At 71.4% G+C, this 24,487-nt stretch carries 27 protein-coding genes and 4 pseudogenes; 18 read left to right on the top strand and 13 right to left on the bottom strand.

Features of this window, described 5'->3' with window-relative positions; translation table 11 throughout:
• Nucleotides 1–451 precede the first annotated feature (451 nt).
• Nucleotides 452–691, bottom strand: a pseudogene (locus B085_RS51295) (hypothetical protein); the annotation flags it as partial.
• A gap of 69 nt (nucleotides 692–760) precedes the next feature.
• Here B085_RS51295 and B085_RS51290 point away from each other — a divergent pair.
• Together B085_RS51290 and B085_RS51785 are read left to right on the top strand one after the other, a co-directional pair.
• A pseudogene (locus B085_RS51290) lies at nucleotides 761–931 on the top strand (NUDIX hydrolase); the annotation flags it as partial.
• 230 nt (nucleotides 932–1,161) lie between these two features.
• Nucleotides 1,162–1,785, top strand: a pseudogene (locus tag B085_RS51785) (NUDIX domain-containing protein); the annotation flags it as partial.
• Nucleotides 1,786–1,873: 88 nt separating this feature from the next.
• On the opposite strand, the gene B085_RS0138275 reads toward B085_RS51785, so the two are convergent.
• Nucleotides 1,874–2,713, bottom strand: coding sequence for a patatin-like phospholipase family protein (locus tag B085_RS0138275; protein ID WP_018563888.1), 840 nt, complete (start codon nucleotides 2,711–2,713; stop codon nucleotides 1,874–1,876).
• A gap of 137 nt (nucleotides 2,714–2,850) precedes the next feature.
• Here B085_RS0138275 and B085_RS0138270 point away from each other — a divergent pair, with 137 nt between their 5' ends.
• Entirely contained in the window at nucleotides 2,851–3,507 is a 657-nt protein-coding gene (locus tag B085_RS0138270; protein WP_018563887.1) for a TetR/AcrR family transcriptional regulator, read from the top strand.
• 119 nt (nucleotides 3,508–3,626) lie between these two features.
• Nucleotides 3,627–3,812 (top strand): annotated as a pseudogene (locus B085_RS45105) (hypothetical protein); the annotation flags it as partial.
• A 347-nt stretch (nucleotides 3,813–4,159) separates the two neighbouring features.
• Here B085_RS45105 and B085_RS0138260 read toward each other — a convergent pair.
• The 3 genes from B085_RS0138260 to B085_RS0138250 are packed head-to-tail and all read right to left on the bottom strand — an operon-like array spanning nucleotide 4,160 to nucleotide 7,584.
• The gene (locus B085_RS0138260; protein WP_267881110.1) at nucleotides 4,160–4,507 is read right to left on the bottom strand and encodes a multicopper oxidase domain-containing protein; all 348 of its coding nucleotides are present in this window, start codon (nucleotides 4,505–4,507) and stop codon (nucleotides 4,160–4,162) included.
• A complete protein-coding gene (locus B085_RS0138255) occupies nucleotides 4,508–4,831 on the bottom strand; it encodes a metal-sensitive transcriptional regulator (RefSeq protein WP_018563884.1) in 324 nt (107 codons plus the stop codon).
• Nucleotides 4,828–7,584 (bottom strand): heavy metal translocating P-type ATPase, encoded by a 2,757-nt coding sequence (locus tag B085_RS0138250; protein WP_018563883.1) that lies wholly within the window; start codon nucleotides 7,582–7,584, stop codon nucleotides 4,828–4,830. The genes B085_RS0138255 and B085_RS0138250 overlap by 4 nt, the downstream gene beginning before the upstream one ends.
• Nucleotides 7,585–7,780: 196 nt before the next feature.
• Here B085_RS0138250 and B085_RS0138245 point away from each other — a divergent pair, with 196 nt between their 5' ends.
• The 7 genes from B085_RS0138245 (at nucleotide 7,781) to B085_RS51280 (ending at nucleotide 11,250) form a co-directional block, all read left to right on the top strand.
• Nucleotides 7,781–8,050 carry an SHOCT domain-containing protein gene (locus tag B085_RS0138245; RefSeq protein WP_018563882.1) on the top strand — a complete coding sequence of 90 codons (270 nt, stop codon included), beginning with the start codon at nucleotides 7,781–7,783 and terminating at the stop codon, nucleotides 8,048–8,050.
• Between the two features lie 82 nt (nucleotides 8,051–8,132).
• A complete protein-coding gene (locus B085_RS45100) occupies nucleotides 8,133–8,408 on the top strand; it encodes a hypothetical protein (RefSeq protein WP_018563881.1) in 276 nt (91 codons plus the stop codon).
• A gap of 10 nt (nucleotides 8,409–8,418) precedes the next feature.
• Nucleotides 8,419–8,580, top strand: coding sequence for a hypothetical protein (locus tag B085_RS49860; RefSeq protein ID WP_018563880.1), 162 nt, complete (start codon nucleotides 8,419–8,421; stop codon nucleotides 8,578–8,580).
• A 60-nt stretch (nucleotides 8,581–8,640) separates the two neighbouring features.
• Entirely contained in the window at nucleotides 8,641–8,961 is a 321-nt protein-coding gene (locus B085_RS45095) for a DUF305 domain-containing protein (protein ID WP_037733256.1), read from the top strand.
• Nucleotides 8,962–9,413: 452 nt separating this feature from the next.
• Nucleotides 9,414–10,139 (top strand): DUF305 domain-containing protein, encoded by a 726-nt coding sequence (locus B085_RS0138225; protein WP_158689912.1) that lies wholly within the window; start codon nucleotides 9,414–9,416, stop codon nucleotides 10,137–10,139.
• A gap of 19 nt (nucleotides 10,140–10,158) precedes the next feature.
• Nucleotides 10,159–10,902, top strand: a complete 744-nt coding sequence (locus B085_RS45090; protein ID WP_078620254.1) for a class F sortase — start codon at nucleotides 10,159–10,161, stop codon at nucleotides 10,900–10,902.
• Between the two features lie 186 nt (nucleotides 10,903–11,088).
• The gene (locus B085_RS51280; protein ID WP_018563876.1) at nucleotides 11,089–11,250 is read left to right on the top strand and encodes a hypothetical protein; all 162 of its coding nucleotides are present in this window, start codon (nucleotides 11,089–11,091) and stop codon (nucleotides 11,248–11,250) included.
• 367 nt (nucleotides 11,251–11,617) lie between these two features.
• On the opposite strand, the gene B085_RS0138210 is transcribed toward B085_RS51280, so the two are convergent.
• Both B085_RS0138210 and B085_RS0138205 read right to left on the bottom strand, forming a co-directional pair.
• Nucleotides 11,618–12,250, bottom strand: coding sequence for a DUF305 domain-containing protein (locus B085_RS0138210; protein WP_018563875.1), 633 nt, complete (start codon nucleotides 12,248–12,250; stop codon nucleotides 11,618–11,620).
• Nucleotides 12,251–12,336: 86 nt separating this feature from the next.
• Nucleotides 12,337–12,738 (bottom strand): DUF6153 family protein, encoded by a 402-nt coding sequence (locus B085_RS0138205; RefSeq protein WP_018563874.1) that lies wholly within the window; start codon nucleotides 12,736–12,738, stop codon nucleotides 12,337–12,339.
• 298 nt (nucleotides 12,739–13,036) lie between these two features.
• Between B085_RS0138205 and B085_RS0138200 the strand changes: the two genes are divergently transcribed.
• Nucleotides 13,037–13,945: a helix-turn-helix domain-containing protein gene (locus B085_RS0138200; RefSeq protein WP_018563873.1), complete on the top strand. Its 909-nt coding sequence runs from the start codon at nucleotides 13,037–13,039 to the stop codon at nucleotides 13,943–13,945.
• 73 nt (nucleotides 13,946–14,018) lie between these two features.
• On the top strand, nucleotides 14,019–14,849 hold the full coding sequence (locus tag B085_RS0138195; protein ID WP_420706643.1) for an SAM-dependent methyltransferase: 831 nt from the start codon (nucleotides 14,019–14,021) through the stop codon (nucleotides 14,847–14,849).
• Nucleotides 14,850–15,116: 267 nt separating this feature from the next.
• On the opposite strand, the gene B085_RS0138190 is transcribed toward B085_RS0138195, so the two are convergent.
• The gene (locus tag B085_RS0138190) at nucleotides 15,117–15,383 is read right to left on the bottom strand and encodes a hypothetical protein (protein ID WP_026251873.1); all 267 of its coding nucleotides are present in this window, start codon (nucleotides 15,381–15,383) and stop codon (nucleotides 15,117–15,119) included.
• Nucleotides 15,384–16,139: 756 nt separating this feature from the next.
• Here B085_RS0138190 and B085_RS0138185 point away from each other — a divergent pair.
• On the top strand, nucleotides 16,140–17,102 hold the full coding sequence (locus B085_RS0138185; protein ID WP_018563870.1) for an ion transporter: 963 nt from the start codon (nucleotides 16,140–16,142) through the stop codon (nucleotides 17,100–17,102).
• Nucleotides 17,103–17,147: 45 nt separating this feature from the next.
• On the opposite strand, the gene B085_RS0138180 is transcribed toward B085_RS0138185, so the two are convergent.
• Complete coding sequence (locus B085_RS0138180) at nucleotides 17,148–17,435, bottom strand: DUF6480 family protein (RefSeq protein WP_158689911.1); 288 nt, start codon at nucleotides 17,433–17,435, stop codon at nucleotides 17,148–17,150.
• Nucleotides 17,436–17,755: 320 nt separating this feature from the next.
• Between B085_RS0138180 and B085_RS0138170 the strand changes: the two genes are divergently transcribed.
• Complete coding sequence (locus tag B085_RS0138170) at nucleotides 17,756–18,601, top strand: patatin-like phospholipase family protein (RefSeq protein WP_018563868.1); 846 nt, start codon at nucleotides 17,756–17,758, stop codon at nucleotides 18,599–18,601.
• Nucleotides 18,602–18,959: 358 nt separating this feature from the next.
• Entirely contained in the window at nucleotides 18,960–19,532 is a 573-nt protein-coding gene (locus tag B085_RS0138165) for a hypothetical protein (RefSeq protein WP_018563867.1), read from the top strand.
• Between the two features lie 33 nt (nucleotides 19,533–19,565).
• Here the strand turns inward: B085_RS0138165 and B085_RS0138160 are convergent, their stop codons facing one another.
• Nucleotides 19,566–20,294, bottom strand: a complete 729-nt coding sequence (locus B085_RS0138160) for an HAD family hydrolase (RefSeq protein WP_018563866.1) — start codon at nucleotides 20,292–20,294, stop codon at nucleotides 19,566–19,568.
• A 217-nt stretch (nucleotides 20,295–20,511) separates the two neighbouring features.
• Entirely contained in the window at nucleotides 20,512–21,363 is an 852-nt protein-coding gene (locus tag B085_RS0138155; RefSeq protein ID WP_018563865.1) for a DUF3626 domain-containing protein, read from the bottom strand.
• 69 nt (nucleotides 21,364–21,432) lie between these two features.
• Between B085_RS0138155 and B085_RS0138150 the strand changes: the two genes are divergently transcribed.
• The gene (locus B085_RS0138150; RefSeq protein WP_158689910.1) at nucleotides 21,433–21,879 is read left to right on the top strand and encodes a hypothetical protein; all 447 of its coding nucleotides are present in this window, start codon (nucleotides 21,433–21,435) and stop codon (nucleotides 21,877–21,879) included.
• 71 nt (nucleotides 21,880–21,950) lie between these two features.
• Here B085_RS0138150 and B085_RS0138145 read toward each other — a convergent pair whose 3' ends face one another.
• Nucleotides 21,951–22,823, bottom strand: a complete 873-nt coding sequence (locus tag B085_RS0138145; RefSeq protein ID WP_018563863.1) for an aldo/keto reductase — start codon at nucleotides 22,821–22,823, stop codon at nucleotides 21,951–21,953.
• 170 nt (nucleotides 22,824–22,993) lie between these two features.
• The gene (locus B085_RS0138140; RefSeq protein WP_018563862.1) at nucleotides 22,994–23,413 is read right to left on the bottom strand and encodes a hypothetical protein; all 420 of its coding nucleotides are present in this window, start codon (nucleotides 23,411–23,413) and stop codon (nucleotides 22,994–22,996) included.
• Between the two features lie 283 nt (nucleotides 23,414–23,696).
• Here B085_RS0138140 and B085_RS0138135 point away from each other — a divergent pair, with 283 nt between their 5' ends.
• Nucleotides 23,697–24,464, top strand: coding sequence for an NPP1 family protein (locus B085_RS0138135; RefSeq protein ID WP_018563861.1), 768 nt, complete (start codon nucleotides 23,697–23,699; stop codon nucleotides 24,462–24,464).
• Nucleotides 24,465–24,487 lie beyond the last annotated feature (23 nt).

The following is a 24,487-nucleotide window of genomic DNA, read 5'->3' as shown; positions in this document are numbered from 1 at the left end:
TCATTGCGTTGCTGGCCGCGTGTTCGTTCTCCGTGGCCGGTGCGCCGGCCCACGTCCACGACGGCATCGCACACGTACACCTGACGAGCGTGGACGAGACGCCTGATCCCGTCGCCCCGCACCATCCCGGCGAGTACTACTCCCAGGATTCCCAAGGGGCGCCGGGATCGCGCTACGCATCCCGCGATCTCGGACCCGACCCCGTTGGGACGGACCCGGCCGACGCGCTGCCCCTGCAGGTACCGGCCGACCGCCCCACGCTGTGGGGAGGACCCGCTCCGCCGTTAAGAGCGGCCACCACGGCACAGTCCGTTCTCTGCCTCTGGCGCATCTAGAAGTTGCCTGCCCGGACCGTCTGACGGTCCCTCGCCCTTCCCGTGTCCCCACGGGCGGGTGAGTCGTGCACGGCAATCTTCCCGATCCCAGAAAGCAGTCGCCATGAACGACCTCCTCACCGTCCGCGGACTCGCCTCCGCGGTCGGCAACACACCCCTGCTCTGGATCTCCGAACCCCTCGCCAAAGAGCGGGCGCAGCTTGCGAGGTGCCCTCCTGGACGATCTTGCCTTCGTCGAGGACCACGATGCGGTCGGCGATGGCGACGTTGGTGATGCGGTGGGTCACCAGCAGCACCGCCCGGTCCCGGGCGAGGGTCCGCAGCCGCTGGAAGATGCGGAATTCGGCGCGGGGGCTCCTCAACCCGGGAGGCCACATTGAGGGGGACCGGACGCTGCTGGCTGCGGCGCTGCGGCGCTGCGGGAAGTGTGCGAGGAGACCGGCCTGCGGCCGGGCGACCTCTGTCTCACCCCGCAGTTCCTCGACGCCCCGACCGACATCGACGTCCACGACATCGACGCCAACCCCGCCAGGGGCGAAGGCGCACACCAGCACTTCGACTTCCGCTTCGTCTTCTACGTCGTGCCCGAGCAGCACCCCCGGCTCGCCTTGCAGGACGGGGAGGTCGCCGGCGCTTGCTGGCTCGAGTTCCCTGACGGCCGCTCCTCGACGTTGCGCGCCAAGCTCCTGGACGCCCGCGAGCGGGGTCTCGACGGGAGGCCTGAGCCCGTCAACGCCTCGGCGCTGATCCACGACGGCCAAGGCAGATACCTCCTCCACCTACGCGACCAGCGTGAAGGCATCTGGGCCCCGGCACGTTCGCGCTCTTGGGCGGCGGCCGCACGCGGGACGACGTCAGCCTGGAGGCGACCCTGCGGCGGGAACTCGCCGAGGAGACACCAGGGCTGGAGGTGGACCATCTGGCGCCCTACGCGCTGGAGGAGGCGACGAGCGTTGACGGCCTCGCGGTGCCGATCCAGGTCTTCCAGGCCCGCTGGAGCGGCAACCCGGAGACGGTGGACCTGCAAGAGGGCGTGCTGCGGTGGTTCGCCCCGGACATGCTCGGGCGGTTGAACATGAGCCCCGGGCTGGGTGACCTCATCCGCCAGCACGCCGCCGAGCATCCCCCCGCCGGCAGCCCGCCGTCCCCGACCCGGCTGCTGCAAGGCGAGGCGCCGCAGGGCATCGAGCTCCACATCGTCGGTGTCCACCTCTACCTGGAGGACTCCCACGGCCGGATCCTCCTCGGCCTGCGCCACCCCGACTCGGCGTACGCGGGCAACACGTGGCACTTCCTGGCCGGGCACTGCGAACGTGAGGAGGAGGCCGGGCTGGTCATCGAGCCGGACGACGTCGAACTCGTGCACCTCGTCCACCTCGTGGACTCGCCGTCCGCCCGCCCCCGGATCGGCCTGATCTTCCGGCCCCGCACCTGGTCCGGCACCCCGGTCGTCCGGGAGCCCGACCGCTGCGTGGAATGGCGGTTCTGGAACCCGAAGGATCTCCCGGACGCCTCTGTGACAATGCGCTTTGCCGCAGTCACCCCTGCCAGACGTCGGCCACTGAAGAGGCCAGCGCTCTGGCCTGGGCGTGGCCCGCGCGGGCGGCAATCGACCGGCGGGTGTCGTCCGCCATGTTGCGGCCCATCACGCGGCGCGCGGCGCGGTCCGGGGACAGCAGGATGACACGCGCTCCGCCGTCGGACAGTTCTGCGGCCTGCTGCGAGGCGCTTGGATGCGGCCCGACCGCCCGGGGAACCGGCGCGAGCGCCAGTACCCGGCGGAACCCGCGTGCGAGCTGGAGGTTGGCGGTCGAACGGCTGCCGCCGTCCATCCAGCGCCGACCCGCCACGGTGACCGGCGGCCATACGACAGGTACGGCACAGCTCGCGGCGACCGCTTCGAGGAGTGTGACACGAGAGTGCGAGTCGAACACCTGGGTCTGTCCGCTCTGCGCGTCGACTGCGGCAATTCGCAGCTCCCGCTCAGGCCAGCCGCGTACCTCGCCCAGGAGCGCGCCGACCGTGTTGAAGACGTCCGCCTCCGGGCCGGTCCGGGCGCGGAGTGCTGTCCGGGCAAGGCGTTCGATGGACCGCTGGGGATCGCGGGAGCCGAGCGCTGCCCAGAGGAAGCGCGCCGTCTGGCGTGCTGTCACCGGCAGACGGACCGCGTCTGCTCCGGAGAGCTGGCGCTCGTAGAGTTCGGCAGCAGGGACGCCGGACCGGAGCCGGGATCCGAAGACGGCACCGGCGGAGGTGCCGATCACGACGTCGGCGCTGCCGAGGTCGATCCCGGCCTCGGTGAGCCCGGCGAGTACCCCGGTCAACCAGGCTCCGCCCACCGGTCCGCCGCCGCCGAGCACGAGTGCGGTGCCGAGCATGCTTCCCCCTTCCCCTGAACGACCGCGGACATCACACCCGCGGCAAGTGAATCGGGGAGTGCTCCCCGTTTACGCGGCCGACGATAGCATCCGTACCGGGGAACACTCCCCGGTACAGGCAAGGCGAGGGAGACGTGATGGGCGACCGTTCGCCGGTGGGGCGCCGTGATGCGCTGCGCAACCGGAAGCTGCTGACGGACAAAGCCCGCGAAGTCTTCGCCGAACAGGGCCTGGACGCCCCGCTCGATGTAATCGCCCGGCGGGCGGGCGTCGGCAATGCCACCCTCTACCGCCACTTCCCGACCCGCGCCGCGCTCGTCGAAGAAGTCTTCCGGGATGCGTTGTCGGAGACCGCAGCAGCCGGCGAACGGGCGCGAACCGCCCGCGACGCCTGGACGGGGCTCACGCAGTACCTACGAACAGTGTTCGCGGGCCTGGCCGCAGACCGCGGCACCAATGACCTCATGACCACGAACCTGGAAGGCGTCCCTTCCCTGCAGGCAGTCCACGCCCACAACCGCGAAACAATCGACGAGCTAATCCGGCGTGGTCAAACGCAGGGCACCATCCGCCCGGACCTCACCACCGAGGACCTGCTCATCACCCTGGCAGCACTGGGCAGGGCAGTACCCGCGCTCACTGCGGTCGCCACGGATGCCTGGCTCCGCCCGCTCGCCCTACTCCTCGACGGCCTTCGCGCCAACCCGACCGCGCCCCCATTGCCCGCGTCGGCCCTCACCTGCAACCAACTTGGCAAGGTGCTGCTCAATCTCGGCCCGCACAGGCGGCGTTGAGAAGCTCCTGACTCACACGGCTGCCCTGGTAAACCAACCCTTCACGAGGAACTTCTCTGCCTCAGCGTACCGATCAGGTTGGAAAGGCTCACGGGTCCGAAAACGCCTTGGCCGAAATGACGTTCTGGGAGCCGGGCGGGGACGTCATCCACTACCAGGACGGCAACGCCCTGACGGACGCGCCGACCAAGTTCATCGTGTTCATGTTGTGTGAGCCGGGGCAGCCGATGCTCACCTTCGTCGACGAGGACGAACTGAAGCAGCGGGCGCACCTGCGTGCCCCGCGGCCTGATGGCGCCAGCTGACTCCGGCTTCGAGACGGGCAGACGGAGCCCGGGACCGTGATGCGGGTCCCGGGCTTCGCCGCTACCCCGACGCGGTGACAGGTGTCGGGGTTGCCTGAATCGGGATGGGCGATCTACCACCCGGTGTCGGCGCTACCGTCTGCCTGGTACAGCACCTCCCAGGTCAGTCCGCCGTCGGTGCGTTGGCCCCGGACCACCCAAGCGGCCTGAACCCAGATAACTCCGCCTCCACCCGCGGCGGTTCAATGGCGGGATACCGAGCAGCCGGCTGCCCCAGCACGCCTCCTGGGGCGCACGCTACAGCCAACAGCAACTCGAAGTCAGCGGCAGCGGCGGCGGCAGGAGGACTACTGGCCGCGCACGTTCACGGTGGCCATCATGCCCAGATCCTCATGGTCGAGGATGTGGCAGTGGAACACGCTGCGCCCGGCGAAGTCGCTGAACGGGATCGGCAGCCGCACCCACCCCCGCGCGGGAACGAGGACGACGTCCTGGAGCACGCCGGCCGACGGCATCCCGGCGCTGCCCGCCAGCACGTGGAAAGGCCACACGTGCAGGTGGAACGGGTGATCCATAGGGCTGGTGTTGGACCCGGACCTCCTCGGTGGCGGGCGCAGCGGGACGTCTGGCGAGGCAGGGCAGAACAGACGGCCATTGGGAGGCCGCCGACGGGAGGCACGTCGGAAGCGTGGCAATCAGCGTGACAGGCGCAGCGTTCGGCGTAGTGCCACGGCGAGTTCGTCGAGTTTCTCCTCGCCTGCGGGCGGGTCGGACCGGGCGGCGTTGGTGACACAGTGCCTCATGTGGTCATCGAGGAGGGCGAGGGCGACTTCTTGCAGGGCGTGGGTGGCGGCGCTGATCTGGGTGAGGACGTCGATGCAGTAGCGGTCGTCTCCGACCATGCGGGTGATGCCGCGTATCTGTCCTTCGACCTTGTGCAGCCGGGCCAGGTGGTTGGGTTTGTGGTCGGTGTATCCGGGCGGCGGGGGGCTGTTGTCCTGGCCGGAGGAGAGGGTCATGAGGTTTCGCCTTCTTCGTGCGTGCCATGGGTGCTCGGGGTGCGGTAGCGGTCCGGTTCGGCGTCGAAGGCGTCAGCGCAGTGCGCCGAGCAGAAGGAGAAGGTGTCCGGTCCGTGGCCGCGGTGCTCGGGGGCGGTCGCGGGGTCGAGGTGCATGCCGCACACCGGGTCGACGGCTGTCCCTTGGTCGCTTTCATCGATGACCTGCGCCTGGTGGTACGGGGTTCGGTCCGCTGCGGCTTCGATCCGGGGCTGCACGGCCCTCGTGGGCGCGGGTGGCAGGGGGGTGGTGTGCCAGCGGCGCAGGCGGGAGGAGTTGGTGACGACCGACAGCGAGCTGAGGGCCATGGCGGCGGCGGCGATGATCGGGCTGAGGCGGATACCCCAGAGCGGGTAGAGCGCGCCCGCGGCGACGGGGATGCCGACGGCGTTGTAGACCAGCGCGAAGAAGAGGTTCTGACGGATGTTGCGCATGGTGGCGCGCGAGAGCCGGATCGCGGTGACGACGCCGGTCAGGGAGCCGGAGATGAGGGTGATGTCGGCGGCCTCGATGGCGACGTCGGTGCCGGTGCCGATGGCCAGGCCGACGTCGGCGGCGGCCAGTGCCGGGGCGTCGTTGATGCCGTCGCCGACCATGCCCACGGTGCGGCCCTCGCCTTGCAGACGGCGGATCTCGTCGGCCTTGTGCTCGGGCAGGACCTCGGCCAGCACTCGGGCCACGCCGACCTGTTCGGCGATCGCGGCGGCGGTGCGGGCGTTGTCGCCGGTGATCATGACCACCTCGATGCCGAGGCGGCGGAGCGCGGCGATCGCGGTGGCTGAGTCGTCCTTGACGGTGTCGGCGACCGCCAGCACGCCCGCGGGACGGCCGTCGACGGCGGCCAGCACCGGGGTCTTGCCCTCTGCCGAGAGGTCGGCCGCGACGGGGGACAGGTCGCCGGTGTCGATACCGACGTCACCGAGCAGCCGGGCGGTGCCGACCAGGACGGCGCGGCCGTTCACGGTGGCCTGCACGCCCTTGCCGGTGACCGAGTCGAACCCGGCTGCGGGCGGCGGTGTGAGGCCGCGGTCGCGGGCCCCGGTGACGATCGCGCCTGCGAGCGGGTGCTCGCTGTCGGCCTCGGCGGCGGCCACCAGCTCCAGCAGCGAGTGCTCGTCGAAGCCGTCCACCGGACGGATGTCGGTCAGTACTGGAGTGCCGGCGGTGATGGTGCCGGTTTTGTCCAGCACGATGGTGTCCAGCTTGTGGGCGGTCTCCAGGGCTTCGGCGGAGCGGATGAGGATGCCTGCCTGGGCGCCCTTGCCGGTGCCGACCATGACCGACAGGGGGGTGGCCAGGCCGAGGGCGCAGGGGCAGGCGATGATCAGCACCGCGACCGCCGAGACGAGGGCCAGGGTCAGGGCCGGTGCGGGGCCGACGGTGAACCACACCGCGAAGGTGGCTATGGCGATGGCGATGACCACGGGAACGAAGTAGGCGGAGACGGCGTCGGCGAGGCGCTGGATGGGTGCCTTGGACGCCTGGGCCTGCTGAACGAGCCGGATGATCTGGGCGAGCATCGTGTCGGCTCCCACCTTGGCCGCCCGTACGCGCAAGGAGCCGGTGCCGTTGACGGTCGCCCCGATCACGGTGTCGCCGGCCCGTTTGGTCACGGGCATCGGCTCGCCGGTGACCATCGACTCGTCGACGGCCGAGGATCCGGACAGCACGACGGAGTCGACCGGCACCTTCTCCCCGGGCCGGACGATCACCTCGTCACCGACCGCTACGTCCTCGACCGGGATCTCGGTCTCGGCGCCGTCGCGGATCACCCGCGCGGTACGAGCCTGGAGACCGAGCAGGGCACGGATGGCCTCGCCGGTGCCGGCCTTGGCGCGAGCCTCCAGGAGCCTGCCGAGCAGGATCAGGGTGAGGATGACGCCGACCGCCTCGTAGTACACCTCGCGCAGCTCGCTGGGCAGCAGGCCGGGGGCGAGCGTCACCAGCAGGCTGTAGCCGTAGGCGGCGGTGGTGCCCAAGGTGATGAGGCTGTTCATGTCCGCGCTGCGGTGACGCAGTGTCAGCCAGCCGGTCACGTGGATCGGCCGGCCGGTGTAGAACATCACCGGGGTGATCAGCGCCAACTGCAGCCAGTGGTTCAGCAGCCACCCGGGAACCCAGTCGGCGCCGAACAACTCGTGCGCCATCACGGCGAACAGCACCGGCACGGTGAGCACCGCGCCGACGGCGACCCGGCGGGTCAGGTCCGTGATCTCCGCCTGCCGCTCGGCGGCGTCCGCGGCCTCCGCCTCGGCCGCCCTGCCCGGCACGACGGGGCCCGGCGGCCCCGCGGCAGCGTGCCTACCGTCGGGGCCGGTCCGCGCCGGTGCGGCGCTGTCGCCCGGTTCGACCAGGAGCGTGCCGTGGATCATGTTCATGACGCAGGTGAAGTCGTACGAACCGGCTCGCTCGGGGGTGAGCCGCACGGTGGTGCGGGTGTGGGCGGGCAGCCCGGCGCCCACCTTCAGCTCGGGAAAGACCACCCGGGACGTGCATTCGCCCGACTCCTGGCGATCGAAGACCACCTCTACGGGGGTTCCCTGGCGGACCCGGATGACGTCGGGACGGTAGCCGCCCCGCACGGTCACCTCCACCCGCTGTACCCCGTCCTCGATCCGCGCGGAGTGCGCGCGACGCGGCCCGAAGAAGTACCAGCCCAGGGCAGCGATCAGCACGGCCGCGGACAGCACGACGGCGATATCGAGGGCACCCATGACACGCATCCCTCCTGCAGGCTCTCCCCTCCAGCCTGCCTCCGGCTACCCCTACCGGGTAGGGGCTGCCGGCCCGGCCACCGGGGACCATCCGGCCCCAGCGCGCCGCGCGGCACGGAGAGAGGGTGGGAAGCGAGGCAACAGGTCGCCCGGCAACATCCGGGCACCCTGCCCGTCCACCCCGGAGGTGAGCGCGATGATGTTCTGGTACGGCAACGGTGTCGGCGGCTGGGGCTGGTTCGCGATGTCGGTCGGCATGGTCGTGTTCTGGGCGGTGCTCATCGGTGTCGGCGTGTTGCTCTACCGCGCCCTCGCCCGCCCTTACGAGCACACCCCCACACCCCCCGCTTCCTCGCCCGAGCAGGTGCTGGCCGACCGGTTCGCCCGCGGCGAGATCGACGAGGAGGAGTACCGGCGCCGCCTGGCGGCGCTGAGCGGCTTCCCGCACTCCACGAAACAGGCATGAGTTCGCTGTCCGGCACGTGCCCGTGCCAAGCCCAGGCCGTGTCCTCGCAGGAGGAACCGCCCTGACTGTCCGTCCCGCTGCGGTGCACCCGGCCCGCGGGCGCAGTATCAGCATCACCCCCGCCGAGCGTGCGGGCCGCATCATCGTCGGTCTCGCCGGGATCATCGTCGGCCTTGTCCTGCTCACCAGCGCGGGGTCGGTCCTCGCCGTCGTCCTGGAGGCGCTGCTCATCGCCGCCGGACTCGACCTTCTCATCACCGGAGCGCTCGCCCACCGGCTCCGGACCTGGCAGATCGACGAGGCCTCTTACTGCCGTCCCATGAGCTGCCTGGCAGACCGGAGGCCGACCAGCACATGAGGAGGACGTTTTGGCGGATGCTGCGTACGGCCTGTGGCCGCCGGTGGTGCTCAACACCGCGCTGTTCGTGGTGTTCGCGGCGAGCTTCTTCCACCCGAAGACCAGGCGGGACTGGCACGCGATGGGCGCCTACAGCGCGTTCCTGGTGGCCCTGTTCACCGAGGGCTCCTGATGACACTGGCCTCTCCCGTATATCGTCGCGCGGTCCTGACGGCTGGGGCCGGCTTGGCCCATGTCGGGCTGGCTGAAAACCTGGGGCGAGAAGGTCCCTGACTCCATGGCGGGCCTGCCCGGTATACCCGGCATGGACCACGGTGACCACTCGTCCATGCCCGGCATGATGGGCGACGACGACATGGACAAGCTGGACGGCGCTTCCGGCAAGGCATTCGACGCCCGGTTCCTGACCATGATGATCGAACACCACGAGGGCGCCATCGACCTGGCCAGGACCGAGAAGCAGCAGGGTGCCTCCGGCCCCGCCAAGGCGCTCGCCGACGACATCATCGCCGCCCAGACCGCCCAGAGCACGCAGATGCTCGGCACCAGCTGACCCACGGGTGAGGGGCGCATGCGCCCCTCACCAGAACCCGCCGCTCTCGTTGCCTGACGGTCAGTCGAACTCACCAAGGCGTGACAACGTCGCCGGTGCGCTCGGGAAATGAACGCCCCAGGACCTTCCTTGCACGGCCGGTGCCCCCTGATGGACTGCTTCAGCGAGTCGTCATCCGCGGCTCTCTGCTTACGGTGAGGACGGAAGACCTGCCACGTGGTGATGCCGCCAGTGGCGGCTTGTCACAGCAGGCACCACCAGTCCCGGCTCCGCGACCGTACACGTCCGGCTGCCGAGGACCTCCTGGTGCCCGCGCGTCGAGAGGAACGCACGTGTCGCCATCTGTCGTCCGCCGCAGCATGGTTGCCGTCGCCGCGGCCGCGGCTTTCGTATGCCCGCCCACCGCCGCGTGGGGTGCGCCGGCCGGAGGCCCTTCCGGCGGTGACCAGTCCATGTCCACCGACCTTCAACCGCTTGCCACTCCACCGATGGCGTACGAATTCGGGGCAGCACTGGCGAAGCTGAAGGGCCGGGACCTGGAGACCACCTTCCTCGGGGAGATCATCCGTCACCACAAGATGGCGATGGAAATGGCTCACATGGAGCTCGAACGCGGTGTCAGCCCGGCCATCCGGTCTCACGCACAGGACATCATCGCCGAGCACGAGCACCGTATCGAGCAGTTCACCCGCTGGCTGCGGCAGTGGTACGGGCTCACCCCTGACCAGGCCATGGAGCAGGCCTCGGCGATGGTTCACGGGCAGATGGCCCCTATGGACAGTGAGATGCGGCACAGGATGGAGCAGCTCGGTGCGATGCCCAAGGGCAAGGCGTTCGACATCGCCTTCGTTCAGCGGATGATTGCCCATTACGCCTGCGCCATCATCGAGTCCCTGGAGCCGCAAGACCGCGCCGCCCACGCCCGGCTCCGGGAGGCGGTGGCGGCAGGGGTGATCAGCCAGACGAAGCAGATCGCCGATTTCCGCACGTGGCTGTCGGATCAGGAGGGGATGCGGGAGTCCATGATGACCGCGCCCAGGGGCGCGGCCGCCACCGGTGACGGCGCAAGCCACGCCACCATGGTTCCTCTGGCGGCGGGTGGCGCCCTACTGGCAGCCGCGAGCGCGTACGTGGGCGTGGTCTCGCTGCGCCGCCGGTTCGGTGACCGCCGTTCCTGAGGCCGACCGGGGCCGCACGATGCGCAGCAGCCGACTGCTCGTACTGGCGGCCACCGGCCTGGCCGCGGGGCTGGCCATGGTGGCGTATGCGCTGGTCGGCGGTCCACAGCCGCCGCCCCAGCCGAGCGCCACCGGCCTGTCCGCCGTCACCGCCGTTCCGCAGGCGCCCTCGCTTCAGCAGCGGCGGCTTCTGGGGTTCTCGCGTCCGGTGAGGGTTGAGCTGCCGCGCCTGGGTATCCGCGCGGCCGTGCGGCCGGTGGGCGTCCACCGTGACGGTACGGTACAAGTCCCCCGCCTGAGCCGTGCGGCAGAGGCTGGCTGGTATGCCGGCAGTGCCGCACCGGGCCAGGCCGGACCCACCGTCATTCTCGGCCACGTCGACTCCGCCCGGTTGCCCCGCGGCGAAGCCGCGTTCTACTCCCTCGGCCGGGCCCGGCGGGGAGACCGCGTCACGGTGACCCGCGAGGACGGCGTCGTCGTCCGGTTCACCGTCGACGCCGCCGTGCTCGTGGCAAAGACCCGCTTCCCCACCCGGGCGGTCTACGGCCCCACCAAAGCTCCGGCACTGCGGCTGATCACGTGCGGAGGCCGGTACACCAAGTCCGGCGGATACCGCGGCAACATCATCGTCTTCGCCCATCCGGACTTCCCCCTCAGGCCGGCGACACGCGCCGACCACCACAAGCCAGCCCAGGCCGCCGGACGCCCCTGCCATGAAGTTCCGGACCGTAGGCGCGGGCCGGACTGCGTCGACCGGCATTGAGGCGCCACTGAGTCGTTAGAGGTACGGGCGTCGGGCTCCGCCGGCGTCATGGCGGACAGGCGCGGCCCAGACAGGCGGCCGCATGTTCGGGCGGAACGGGGTTGACGGCGATGCCCGTGCCGAGTGCGAAGCCGGCGGCTTCGGTGAGGCGGGGCACGATCTGCAGGTCCCATGCGAAGTAGGCGGTTGTCTCCTCTCCTTTGGGGGCTTGCCACGCCGCTGCCGGTCATCGTTTGCACCGGCAAGGGCGGCTCCGCCACCGCAATCGCCGCCCTGCGCCAGCCGGGCGGCGAGGTCGTCATCGTCACCGGCGACAACGCACGCACCGCCGCCGCCATCGCCGAGTAGGTCGGCGTGAGCCGAGTACGGGCAGAGATCCTGCCCGAGCACAAGGCCGACGAGCCGCCGCCTGCAGGGGGGAAGCCGGACCGTGGGCATGGTCGGCGACGACACCACCGGCGCCCCGGCGCCGGCCACCGCCGACGTGGGCCTGGCCATCGGCGCCGGCACCAACGTGGGTCCTCTACCGGCTGTGGGGCATCCCTCTCAGCCCGATCATCGCTTTTGCGTTGCCGCGTAAGACGCCGCGACGTCGGAGTCCCCCTGACCTCACCTTGAGGGCGTAAACGCCGGCACCGGGCGCGCCCCACGGTGTCACCGTGCGGGGCCACTGGAAGGGGCAGGCGGCCGGGCCGCCTGCCCCTGTTGTACGGGATCAGCTCTTGCCGAGCAGATCGTGCATCTGCTTGATTTCGGCGCTTTGGGCAGTGATGACGGACGCGGCCAATTCCGTGGCGGGGCCGTACTGCCCCTTGGACTTCTCGGTGGTGGCCATCTCGATTGCACCCTGGTGGTGGTCGACCATCATCTCCAGGAACGTCGTGTCGAATTCGGCACCCTTGGCCCTGTCGAGCTCGGCCATGTCGTCGGCGCTCATCATGCCGGGCATGCCGGCGGACATGTCGTGGCTCATGCCCGTCATGTCCGCCGGGACGCCCTCGCCCCACGAAGTGAGCCAGCCGGACATGGTGTTGATCTCCGGGTCCTGCGCGGACTTGATCTTCTCCGCGAGGGCCTTGACGTCGGTGGATGAGGCGCGGGTGGCAGCCAGGTCGGCCATCTCGATGGCCTGGCGGTGGTGAGTGATCATTTCCTTGGCGAAGTCAACGTCCGCCGCGTTGTGGGCTCTGGCCGAGGCGGACGCGGACGCGGAGACGGACGGGTCCGCTCCCGCGCCGTGATCCATCCCGGACATACCGTCGCTACCGCAGGCGGCGAGGCCGACGGCCGCGGTGACGGTGGCGGCGACCAGGGCGGCGCGGCGCAGCACGGAACGATTCTTGATCATGCTCTGGGACTCCTGGGATGTGTGTAGGTGCACGCGAAGATGACGTCGCCGGGCGCTGTGGCTTCGGCGACGCAGCAGCGTGCGGCCTATATCCGCAGGAGCTGAAGTTGTGCGAGGGAAGGCGGTGCGCGTCCGCCGGCGGGCCCACTCGGGGCTGCCAGGGTCGCGTGCTCGAGTTCGCCTGCCAGGCATGCGGGCAAAGCGGCGGGGGCGGTCAGCGTCGGTGATCCGGTCACCGCCGCGGACGCGCAGGTGGGATCGGCGTGCTGGGGGTGGCCGTCGCAGCCGTGGTCGGTGTCCGGGCAGTCGCTGTCCTGCGCGGAGGCGGCGCCGCCATGGGCGGCAGCCTGCATCCGGTGTTTGCTCGCTGACGCCAGCGACGGGCCCAGGGCATGCATGCTCACCAGCCCGGCCAGCAGCCCGAAAACGAGCAGCACGCGCAGCCGCATGGGCTGATGCGGCTGCGCGAGCCGGCTGGCACGGGTCATGGGTCCCATCGTAGGCATGGATCGACGGGCTTTCCGCATTGATCTTCCACTGGGCCCTCCGGTGATCACTGAGCGTAGAGAACTCCATGATCACTCAGGCTCGTGCCTGTCTCGTAACTAGAGCGCCCAGTCGCCGGGCAGCAGCACACTATTTGCCGGTCGGTCTTAGTCCCGGCGACGGCGCAGGGCACGGGCGGGACGGGCGCGGCGCGCTCCGCCACGGGGCGGATGTGCCTGTACTGAGGGGCCCGGCGATGGAACACTGAATCCGCAACCAGTCGTTCAGGGGGAATCCGACATGACTGCCGCCCGGCCGGGCCACCAGCCCGCCACCGGTTCACCGCTCGCAGCGCAGCGCGGGGGACCGACCGTGCTGCGCATCGTCCTGGGCACGCAGCTGCGCCGGCTGCGCGAGTCCCGGCGGATCAGCCGCGAGGCGGCCGGCGAGGCGATCCGCGCGTCGCACGCGAAGATCAGCCGCCTGGAGCTGGGCCGGGTGGGCTTCAAGGAGCGCGACGTCGCCGACCTGCTGACCCTGTACGGCGTGACCGACGCCCAGGAGCGCGCCGACCTGCTGGCGCTGGCCCGCCGGGCCAACCACCCCGGCTGGTGGCACCAGTACGCCGACGTCCTGCCGAGCTGGTTCGAGACGCACATCGGCCTCGAGGAGGCCGCGCACACCATCCGCACGTACGAGGTGCAGTTCGTCCCCGGCCTGTTGCAGACCGAGGCGTACGCCCGGGCCGTCACCCGGCTCGGACACCCCCGCGCCTCCGAGCGGGAGATCAGCCGCCGCGTCGACCTGCGGATGACCCGTCAGGCGCTGCTCTCCAAGGAAGACGCGCCGCAACTGTGGGTGGTGCTCGACGAGGCCTGCCTCCACCGGCCGCTCGGCGGCGCCGAGGTGATGCGGGGTCAGCTGGAGCACCTGATGAAGGTCGCCGCCCTCCCCAACGTGACGCTGCAGATCGCCCCGTTCGACATCGGCGGTCTGGCCGCCGCGGGCGGCCCCGTCACCATCCTGCGCTTCTCCGAGCCCGACCTGCCGGACATCGTCTACCTGGAGCAGCTGACGAGCGCGCTCTACCTGGACAAGCAGGACGACGTCGAGCACTACCTGACCGTCATGGACCGGCTGGCGGCCGAGTCGCAGCCGCCGCGCAACACCGGCCGGATCCTGACCCGGCTGGTCGACCGGCTGGGCTGAGCACCGCCGCCGTGGGTCAACTGCGCGCGACGTTCCCTAGGATGACGGTTGCCCGGCGTCATCGCGGAGAAGGATGGATGTCATGACGGACGACGTCTCCTGGGTCGACCAGACCAGACCAAGCATCGCGCGCGTCTACGACTACCTGCTCGGCGGCAAGGACAACTACGCCGTCGACCGCGAGATCGGCGACGTGTTCAAGAAGGACCTGCCCGGCTCGGTGGCGATCGCCTTCGCCAACCGTGCGGCGCTGATCCGGGCGATCCGGGAGATCGCCACCACGACCGGTGTACGGCAGTTCGTCGACCTGGGCAGCGGTCTGCCGACCGCGGACAACGTCCACCAGGTCGCCCAGCGGCACGTGCCCGGCTCCACGGTGGTGTACGTGGACAGCGACCCGATCGTCCTCGCCCACGGCCGGGCGCTGCTGGAGCAGAACGACGACACCCGGGTCATCCAGGCCGACATCCGCGAACCCGAGGTCATCCGGTACCACCCGGACACCCTCGAGGTGATCGACTTCGACAAGCCCGTCGCCGTCATCCTCAGCGCGATCCTCCACCACGTGAACGACGACGAGGACCCGTCGGGCATCGTCGACTACTGGCGCGGCCAAGTGCCCTCCGGCAGCTACTTCTTCGTCAGCCACTTCCGGTCCGGCCACAACCCGGAGACCGCCGAGGCGGAGCGCATCCTCCAGCAGACCTTCGGCCGCGGCCGGTGGCGCACCGACAAGGAGATCGAGGACCTGCTGGACGGCCTGGAGATCCTGGAGCCGGGCATCGTCCCCGCGTCGCTGTGGCGCCCGGACCCGGGCGACGGCGTCTCCCGCATCGGCGACGCCGAGCGCGAACTCACCGTCTGGGAACGTCTCATCGCCGCCGGGCTGGCCCGGAAGCCGTAGCAGCGGGCTCCTCCCTGCCGTCCGCCTCACCCACGCGCACGTCAACTCCGCGACGGGCGCGCGCCGGTGGCCCGCACCGCCGGGCACGGCGGCAAGAGCGGCCCGGGACCGCCGGGGGCCACTCCGGGGCCCCGGGTCCGCTGTGTTCATCAGACACCCCGCGACGCGATCCGGCGAGCCGGACTGACCCACCCGGGTTCCCGCGCAACGAAGCGCGATGGACACATGTGTGACGGGCCGTCCGGGGCGCCGGGAGCGAGCGCGCCGTCAGCGGCTGTCGCCGCGCCAGTCCCAGTGGACGGCGTCCTCCGCGCGAGGGGCGTACCGGGCGCGGCCGCCCGGGCCGAACCGGCCGACGTCGGTGCGCAGCTCGGCACCCGCCGAGTGCTGCGAATCCGTCCAGCCGGTCACGTCGAGCAGGAGCCCGTCCAGCGGGCCGCCGACCAGTTCCCGGTAGAGGTGCCCGGGGCGGGGACCCGGATCCGGATCGTCGACGTCGGCACCGTAGACCCTGGGTCGCATCAGCTCGTCCATGGCCTCCACGGTGCCACCCGGCACCGACAATCCCCCGGGGCACGGCCCGCGCCGGCCCGCAGGGAGCCGGACCGGCCCGGGAAGCAGGCGGGTGCCGGTCGCCGGCGTCCGCGTGGGAACCGCACGCTTGCGCGGCCCCCACGGCGCCAGGCGGCGTACTCCCGCCACCGGTCACCCGCCGTGAGGTGCAACCGCCGGGTGGACGCGGTCGTTCCCGTCCCGGCGGCGGGACCGCCGAGGGCGGGTGTCACCGACGGTTCCCCTTCCGTGACGCAGGACGTCCGTACCGAATGGATTTCTCTTACACCTGGATGAAGAGCCCATGAGGCTTCAAGCCGTGCCCGCTCTCCGCGCACCTCGAGGAGTGCCGGATGCCCCACGGAGCACACTCCGCTCCCGCCGTCCCGCGCCCTGACCCCGCCTCGGCGCGCGACTGCCCGTTCCGCCTCGGGTGGGGCACCCGGATCACGGCGCGGGGGCACCAGGTGTGCTCCGCGTGCCAGCACCCCGCGCCACCGCCCGTGCCGGGTGCCGAAGCCCCGGTTCCGGCGGATCTCCGGCGGTGCGGGCCCCCGGCCGCCTGAGCACGCGGTCCGCCGGCCCGCGCACGGCACGACAAGGAACACTCAGGGCCGAACCACCCACTCTTACAGGGCAGTTCCGCCGCTTCCCGGGCCCCTCGGCCCGCCTGTCCGAATAAGATCCACTTCAGTCGGGTCAACAGGCAGGCGGCAGCGGAGGACCGGGTACACGCACATGGCCGAACAGATCGCCCATCCTCCTCCAGGCCGTGCCGCGCTCGCCGTACGCTGCCGTGACGTCGTCGACTCCGAGTGGTTCGGCGTCACCGTCTTCGCCCTCGTCCTCGCCAACGCGGCCGTCCTCGGCGTCGAGACGTACGACGGGATCACCGCGCGCTGGCACGACTCCCTGAAGCTGGTGGAGCACGGCTTCCTCGCGGTCTTCACCGCCGAGGTCGTCTTACGGGCCTGCGCCCACGCCGACCGCCCCCGGGATTTCCTCCGCGACCCGTGGAACCTCTTCGACCTGGCCGTGGTGACGCTGGCATACCTGCCCTTCGCGCGCGAGAACGCCACGGTGCTGCGGCTGCTGCGGCTGGCGCGGGTCGTGCGTGCGGCCCGCTTCCTGCCGCAGCTGCGCATCATCATCGTTGCCGTCGGCAAGAGCCTGCCGGGCACGCTCAGCTTCCTGCTGGTCGGCACCATGCTGCTGTACGTCTACGCCATGACCGGCTGGGTCTTCTTCGCCGACGCCGATCCCGAGCACTACGGGTCCATCGGCCGGGCCGCCCTGTCGCTCTTCCTCCTGATCACCCTGGACGGCATCGGCGACGCCGTCCACGGCGGCCTGCAGATCTCGCGATGGAGCCTGCTCTACTACGCCTCGTACGTGCTGATCGGCTCGTTCGTGCTGGTCAATCTGCTCATCGGCGTGGTCATCAGCTCGCTGGAGGAGGCCAGGCAGCTGGAGCACGAACGCGAGCGCGAGACACCGCACCGCACGGCCGGCGGAGAGCCGGCATGCGACCTGCGGGAACGCATCGCCACCGCCCGGCGGGCCCTGGACGAACTGGAGGAGGGGCTGGCACTCGTCGGCGTACGGAGCGCGGGCCCGGAAGCCGTCACCGCCGCGGCCGTCCCACCCCCCGAGCCCGCCTCGTCCGGCGCGCGCCCGGCCGGGTCACCGGCACCGACCTGAGTCCCCGCGCCGCACGCCAGGCGCCTGCGTCGGGCCCCGGTGGGGTCAGAGCGTCAGGACGCGGCCGAACAACCCCACGGCGATCAGGAGCGTGACGGCGAAGATGGCCACCAGGGCCACGACCTCCCAGGCCTTCGGGACCTCGGGGGGCTCGGCGTACGAGATCCCCGCGGTGGTGCTCTCCTCGCAGGGCGGCGTCGGAGTCGGCGCCACCCGGGCGCGGTGCGGGCGCAGGGCGGGCGCGGGCCGCTCGGCGGCGCCGCCCGCGGCGACGAAGCCCGGGCCGATCGTGGGGCCGATCGACGGCCGGGGACGGATCAGTGTGTCGGACATGCTCACCACTCCCGACGTTCCTCTGGCGGACACGGGATCGCTCCGCACGGCGCCATGTCGGGCGGCGGCAGCCGGCACGCTCCGGAACCTCGTCGCGATCCGCGGAGGACTCCGCTGCCCACTGCCCGGACAATTCATCTTATATCCGCACGAAGAGTTCCACGCTCAGTGGGCCCACGCCCCCGTCGAAGCGCGTGAGCAGATGGTCACCCATGGTGGCCGGCGGCACTCGTCCCCCTCGCGAAGCCGCACGAACCCTTCGGGATGGGAGAGGATGAGGGGTGGGCTCACGAGGGCAACACCCAGGGAGAGCACTGAAGATGACCGACGCACTGGTGCTCGGTGGCGGCGGTGTCGCCGGGATCGCCTGGATCACCGGACTGCTGACCGGGCTCGCGGACGCGGGGCAGGACGTGACGGGTGCCGGGGTGCTGGTCGGGACGTCGGCGGGGGCGACGGTCGCCGCGCAACTCGGCAGCGGGCTGCCGCCGGCCGAGCTCTACGCCCGGCAGACCGAGCCGGAGCTGCAGTCGGCCGAGATCATGGCCGACGTGGATCTGGCGAACTTCGGCGCGGGCATCGCCGACGTCCTGCAGGGCATCGACTCCGTCCCCGGCATGCGGCGCGCGGTCGGCCGGTACGCCCTCGGCGCCGAGACCGTGCCGGAGGCGGAACGGCGGCGGGTGATCGAGTCCCGACTCCCCTCCCACGACTGGCCCGCGTCCCGGACGGTGCGCATCGTCGCCGTGGACGCGGAGACCGGGCAGCCGCGCGTCTTCGACAGCTCGTCCGGGGTGGCCCTCGTGGACGCCGTCGCCGCGAGCTGCGCCGTGCCCGGCATCTGGCCGCCGGTGACGATCGACGGTCGCCGCTTCGTGGACGGCGGGGTACGGTCCGCCGCGAACGCGGACTACGCCGGGGGCGCCTCTCGCGTGCTGGCGATCGTGCCGATGGGGGCCACGGAGCTCTTCCCCAGCGAATACCCCCTGGAGCTCGCCGTGGCGGAACTGCGGGCCGCCGGCGCCGAGGTCGCCGTCGTCGGACCGGACGACGCGTCAGTGGCGGCGATGGGCACGAACCCCCTCGACCCGGCCACCCGCCGCCCCGCCGCCGAGGCCGGCCGGGCGCAGGGCCGTGAGCTGCGGCTCCGGTGGATCCGGGCGTGACCGCCCGGCGGGCCGGGCGGAGGCGTCACCCGCGCCGGCGGTGAACCCGGACGACGCCCAGGCCCGAACACTGGCAGCCCCCGGAAACACGCGGCAAGGAGCGGTCGAGTTGGACATCTACGTGGAGGCCACGCTGGATTCGCGTACCGCAACACCGCCAGGAGCGGCCGAAGTCCGGTGATTCGGCACAGCCCTGTCCGGCCCGCTCGCCCATCTGGTCCGCGCCGAAGAACACGGCGATGTCATCACCAGGACACTGATCCAGAAGTCACCTTCCGGCAAGGACACCAAGTTCGCCCATCTCGGGAGAAACCGGCCGCTGCTGGACGGCGCACTGGCGATGCGACCCGAATGGGCGGTGACCGAATTCTACGGAGACGACGTCCTGGGGCGGGTACTGGCCCGACGCGTCTGTCCCGGTGAGTCGTTTTCCCAACTCGTCATCGGGCTGCGGGCCGATCCGGCACAGCGATCCGACACAAGGTTCTGCTCGGCGGTCGTCGAGTTTCTCGCGACCGCGCTGGACGAGGTGAATCCCCTCTTCGCCCGCATCGAGCACGACATCTTCGACGACGAGACGAACTTGGACATCGCGCTGCTACGGGACAGCTGCGAATCGATTCAGCTGGGCCGCACCCACCTCCGGGGATACGCCTGGGTCACTGTGTGCCCCGAGGAGTTGGTGCGGCGACTGGGCGGAAGCGGTGAACTGCAGCAGCGCGGTGCCTTCGCGCGGGTCATCCCGCTTCGGTCGGGTGGCGCCCTGTTGCAGGCGTCGGAAACACTGGCCGGCTACACCGACGACGCGATGAGGAAGGTCTTCGAAGCTCTGGCCCCGGTCCTGCCCCCAGGAGAGCCGACTCCTGACCCGGCCTATCCGGAAGTCCGGTTCGTGCCGCAAGACCCCGGCAGCCTCCTCCACTCCGCTTGACTGCTTCAGATCTCCGTGACGCACTCGGCCCGCTCAGGGCCGAAGCCCGGCCAGCCGGAGCACCGCGTCCAGGCCGCGGTGCGCGCCGGGGGCGGCGCCGGCCGGCAGGACGTACGAGCGCAGCCCGGTGCCGGCCGCGCCGCCGTCCTTGGCGGGGTGGTCACCGACCATCAGCGTCTCGGCCGGGTCCACGCCCAGCGCTCCGCAGGCGTGCCCGAACAGGACGGGGTCGGGCTTCTCGGTGTCGTACGCGTAGGAGTGCACCCACGCGGAGAAGTGGTGGTCGAGCCCGTGGTGGGCGAAGGTCGGCCGCAGGTCCCAGCCGACGTCGCTGACGACGCCCAGGGCGATGCCCACGTCCCGCAGTGCCTCCAGCGTGGCCCCGGCGTCGGCGTACGGCACCCAGTGGGCGGGGGCCCGCAGTTGGTCGTAGAGCGCGTCGGCGTAGGGCGCGAGTGCGGGGACGGAGGCGTACCACGTCGTGAAGGCGTGACGGTGCGCCTTGGAGGAGACGTCCCGCCCCGGTTGCGCGCGCACCACCTCGGGGTCCGCGAGCCCCGCCTCCAGCCCGTCGAGCAGCCGCTCCATCTCCGCTCCGTCCACCGACCGTCCGAGCGCGGCGCGGATGCGGTCCGCGTACGAGGCGATCTGGAACAGGGTTCCGGAGAAGTCGAAGAGCACGGCGCGCACCGGCAGCGGCCCGCGGGCGGCGGCCGTGGCACGCAGGGGACCTTCGGGACCGCAGACGGGAGCGTGTGTCATTCGATCTTCCTACCGCACGCACCGGGTGACCCGCCAGGCCCGCCTGGACGACAGGGGAGGCGCGGTGCCGTCCGGGCTCGCGGTCAGGACGCGGGTCCGGCTCCGGGCGAAGCGGCGTCGTCCTGCAACCTCCACCAGGTCCCGTGCCGACCGCAGTTGTTCCGCCTGAACCACCGGACGCCGCCCGCCCCGGCCTTCGGCGCGTTGCCCCACGGCGTCAGCCTGCGGCGGTGGCCGCCCCGAAGCGGGCGACGCAGTGCCACACCTTCTTGAGTGCCTGCGCGTCGTGCCGCCCCGTGGCGGCCGCCAGGCCGATCGCGCGCGGGTCGAGCACTCCGCCGACCGCGATCCGGGCGCCCAGGTCCACGTACTCCTGACCGCGGTAGGCGGGCCTGAGGCGCAACTCCTCCACGGTGAGCCGGAAGCCGCCGTGCCACTCCAGGGGGCACGGCAGCCGCCGGGCGGCGGCCTCCACGGCCGTGCCCCGGTAGCAGGGGTCCAGGACGAGCGCCTCGACGTCCCCGTCCAGGCGCACCGGGCCGTGGACCTGCGCCTCGATGTAGTCGTCGAGGGCGTCCTTGGAGTCGGCCAAGGCGAGCGCGATCAGCCCCATGCGCTCCGCGACGCCGAAGTCGGAGGGCTCGAAGTAACTGTCGGGGTAGCAGAACGTCGTCCGCGCCAAGGTCCTGGCGGTCAGACGGAAGTGGGCGGAGCCGAAGCGCGGTGCGGCGCCGACCGTCCCGCGGCGGAAGTCCAGCGCCCCGTACACGGGGCGTTCGGCGGCGGGCGCGGCGTCGTACGCCCCGTCGAAGATGCGGCTCTCCCACCGCCACCGGTCGCCGCCCGGGCGGGCGGTCAGGCCGCCGTTGCTCGTCCCCGTGGCGAACTGCGAGAGGTAGACCCCCGCCTCGGCCAGGGCCTCCAGCACCGTCTCGCCCCGCGCCGCCCGGTCCGGGTGGAAGTTCAGCGTCACGCGCAGCGCCGGATCGACCGGAGGCCCCGACGACAGCCCCGCCACATGGCGCAGGGCCCGCTCCCGCGGAGTCAGGGCGTCGGTGTCGGACGTCATCCCCGCAGTGTGGCGCGGGAATCGGGGAGTTCGCACGTGCATATCCCCGACCACAGGAATGATGGCACCATGCAAAGATCATCCCTGAGGGCATGCGCCCTCGTCCTCGCCGCGGCGGCTTCGGTCGGTGCCTGCGGGTCGGGCGACGCCGACCGGGCACGCGGACTCGCCCGTGAGGCGTGCGCAAACTACGAGATGTTCCTCACCTCGGACTTCAGCACTGCGGACGCCCGGAAGACGGCCCACCGAAGGGTCGTACCCGCTCTCGAGGACAGCGCCCGCCAGGCCGCCCAGGCCGCGCGTCTCGACTCCGACTGGCAGGAACTCGCTCTGGGCCTTTCCCGGGTGGCGCAGCAGACCTCGGCGAGCCTCGACCTCGCCGACCTGCAGGCCGGCACCACGCGGTCCGACGGTCCGGACGACGAGGAGGAACTCCAGGCCAGCGTCCTGAACCTCGGCGGCGAGATCGACGCCCACGACCCCAAGGCGCAGTGCCTGAAGACCCAGGACTCCTGACGGGACCCGCTGCGGCGGCCCGGTGGCGGCGTACCCGCGCCACCGGGCGCCGGCTGGTCCGCGTCCGCGTGTCAGACCGCCGCCGTCAGCTCCTCGTACTGCTGGTCGGTGAGCCGGATGCCCGCGGCGGCGATGTTGTGCTCCAGGTGCGCGACCTTCGACGTGCCCGGGATGGGCAGCATGACCGGTGAACGCCGCAGCAGCCAGGCGAGGGCCAGCTGGGACGGCTGGGCGCCGTGCTCCTCGGCGATCCGGTCCAGGGGACCGCCCTTGCGGGCCAGTCCTCCCGTGGCGAGCGGGTACCAGGGGATGAAGCCCATGCCGTTTCGCTCGGCGTGGGCGAGGACGTCCTCGGACGCGCGGTCGGCGAGGTTGTAGCGGTTCTGGACGGAGACGATGGTCGCGGTCCTCGATGCCTCCTCGATCTGGGCCGTGGTCACCTCGCTGAGCCCGATGTGCCGGATCTTGCCCTCCTGCTGCATGGCGGCGAGTTCGCCGACCTGGTCCGCGATGGGCACTTCGGGGTCGACGCGGTGGAGCTGCAGCAGGTCGATGCGCTCGACGCCCAGATGGCGCAGGCTCAGCTCGACCTGCTGCCTCAGGTACGCGGGCCGCCCGACCGCGACCCACTCGCCGGGCCCCGGGCGGGCGAAGCCCGCCTTCGTGGCGATCACCAGGTCCGGCGGATACGGGTGGAGGGCCTTGCGCATGAGCAGCTCGGCGGTGAAGGGGCCGTAGGCGTCGGCGGTGTCCATGAAGGTGACACCGAGGGCGACCGCGCGCCGCAGAACCCGTACGGCCTCCTCGGGGTCCGGGGGATCGCCCCAGACCCCCTCCCCCGTGAGCTGCATCGTCCCGTACCCCAGACGGTGGACGGGCAGATCACCGCCCAGCTCGAAGGTGCCCGACTCGTGGGCGTCGGCCTCCGCGCTCATGGATGTCATGGGGTCTCCTCGGGGTCGTGCGGGCGGACGGCTGCTCACCAGCCTCGACGCGCGGCCCGCTCTCGGCGCGGCGGGCTACGCCGACCGGCCGCGTCGCCTCACCCCCCGCCCGACCGGGACGCCTGAAGGGCGTGCCCGGGCCCGCCCGGACCGCCGTACCGACGCGCCCGTCAGCCGAGCGCCTCCTTGAGGCTGTCGTGGTCCGTGGCGGCCAGGATCGACTCGCGGGCCTCGGGGCAGCGCTCCAGCGCCGCGGCGTCGAAGTCCGCCGCGGTGCGCGGCTGCTGTTCCGGGTGGTCGGCGAGCCAGGTGGCCAGGTCGATGGCCAGCGCGGCCTGGGCGCCGACGCCGGAGCCGACGTCCTCCACCTTGGACCGCTCATCGGTGAGGAAGGCGCAGAACGAGGCGGCGTCGACCGGGTTGGCCTCACCGCCGCGCGACGGGTCTGCCGCGGAGGCGCTCCGCGACGCGCTCGCGCTCGCGTCCGGCGCCGGTGCACTGGTCGACGGTCCCGCGCCGGCCTCGGCGCCCTTGCCCCCGCAGGCGGTCAGGAGCAACAGCAACAGGGGCGCGGGCACTGCGTACTTCATGGTTTCCCCCTCCTCCGGGACGCCCCCACGGCGTCCGTCGCCGCCGTCCGACGGCATCGTCCCGCGCCTGTCCCGCGCTCGTCCCGGGAGCGAGCCTGATCGGTACCCGGCGGTGACAGTCTCCGGACGGCACGCCCGAAGAGGCCTGTCCCCACTATTGGCTGACGCTTCATCAAGGAGACATCCGACGAGGCTCGACACGTCGTCGCGGTTCGGCCAGGCTGATCCGGGCATGTCAATCAGGCCGTGCACGCCCCCACCGCGGTCGACCTGGAGGAAGCAAGTGAAGAGAAGCTCGCGTATCGGCAGGGTCCCGGCTGTCGTCGGCAGCGCGGTCGCGCTGGTGATCGCCCTTCCGGGGACGGCGTTCGCCGCCCCGCCCACCGCCCTGCCCGCCAACGCGGACGGCCTGGAGCAGACGTTCCAGCCGGCGTTCGACTACGACACGGACGGCTGCTACGCCACCCCCGCCATCGGCCCCGACGGCACCATCAACCCGGGCCTGAACCCCACCGGCGCCCTCAACGGCAACTGCCGCGACCAGTCGGATCTGGACAACACCAACGGCTACGCCCGCTACAAGTGCAACAACGGCTGGTGCGCCATCATCTACGGGCTCTACTTCGAGAAGGACCAGGCCATACCCGGCATCAGCCTCGGCGGCCACCGCCACGACTGGGAGCACGTCGTGGTCTGGGTGAAGGACGACCAGGCCCAGTACGTGTCCACGTCGGCGCACGGCAACTTCAACGTCTACGGCCGCGACCAGATCCGCTGGGACGGGACCCATCCCAAGGTCGTCTACCACAAGGACGGCGTGAGCACGCACTGCTTCCGTCCCGCCAACACCAACGACGAGCCGCCGGAGAACCACTACCACGGCTGGCAGTTCCCGGACCTGATCGGCTGGAACGGCTACCCCGCGGGCCTGCGCGAGAAGCTGAGCCAGGCCGACTTCGGCAGCGCGGTCTTCGGGCTGAAGGACGGCAACTTCAACGACCACCTGGCGAAGGCCAAGCCGGCGGGCATCCCGTTCGACCCCAACGCCTGACGCGTGCGCCGGGGCGGGGCGGC

It is taken from the genome of Streptomyces sp. BoleA5, assembly GCF_000373665.1.
In the GTDB taxonomy this organism is placed as follows: domain Bacteria; phylum Actinomycetota; class Actinomycetes; order Streptomycetales; family Streptomycetaceae; genus Actinacidiphila.
The sequence above is the reverse complement of the archived record's forward strand: the minus strand, read 5'-3'. Positions and strand labels throughout refer to the sequence as shown.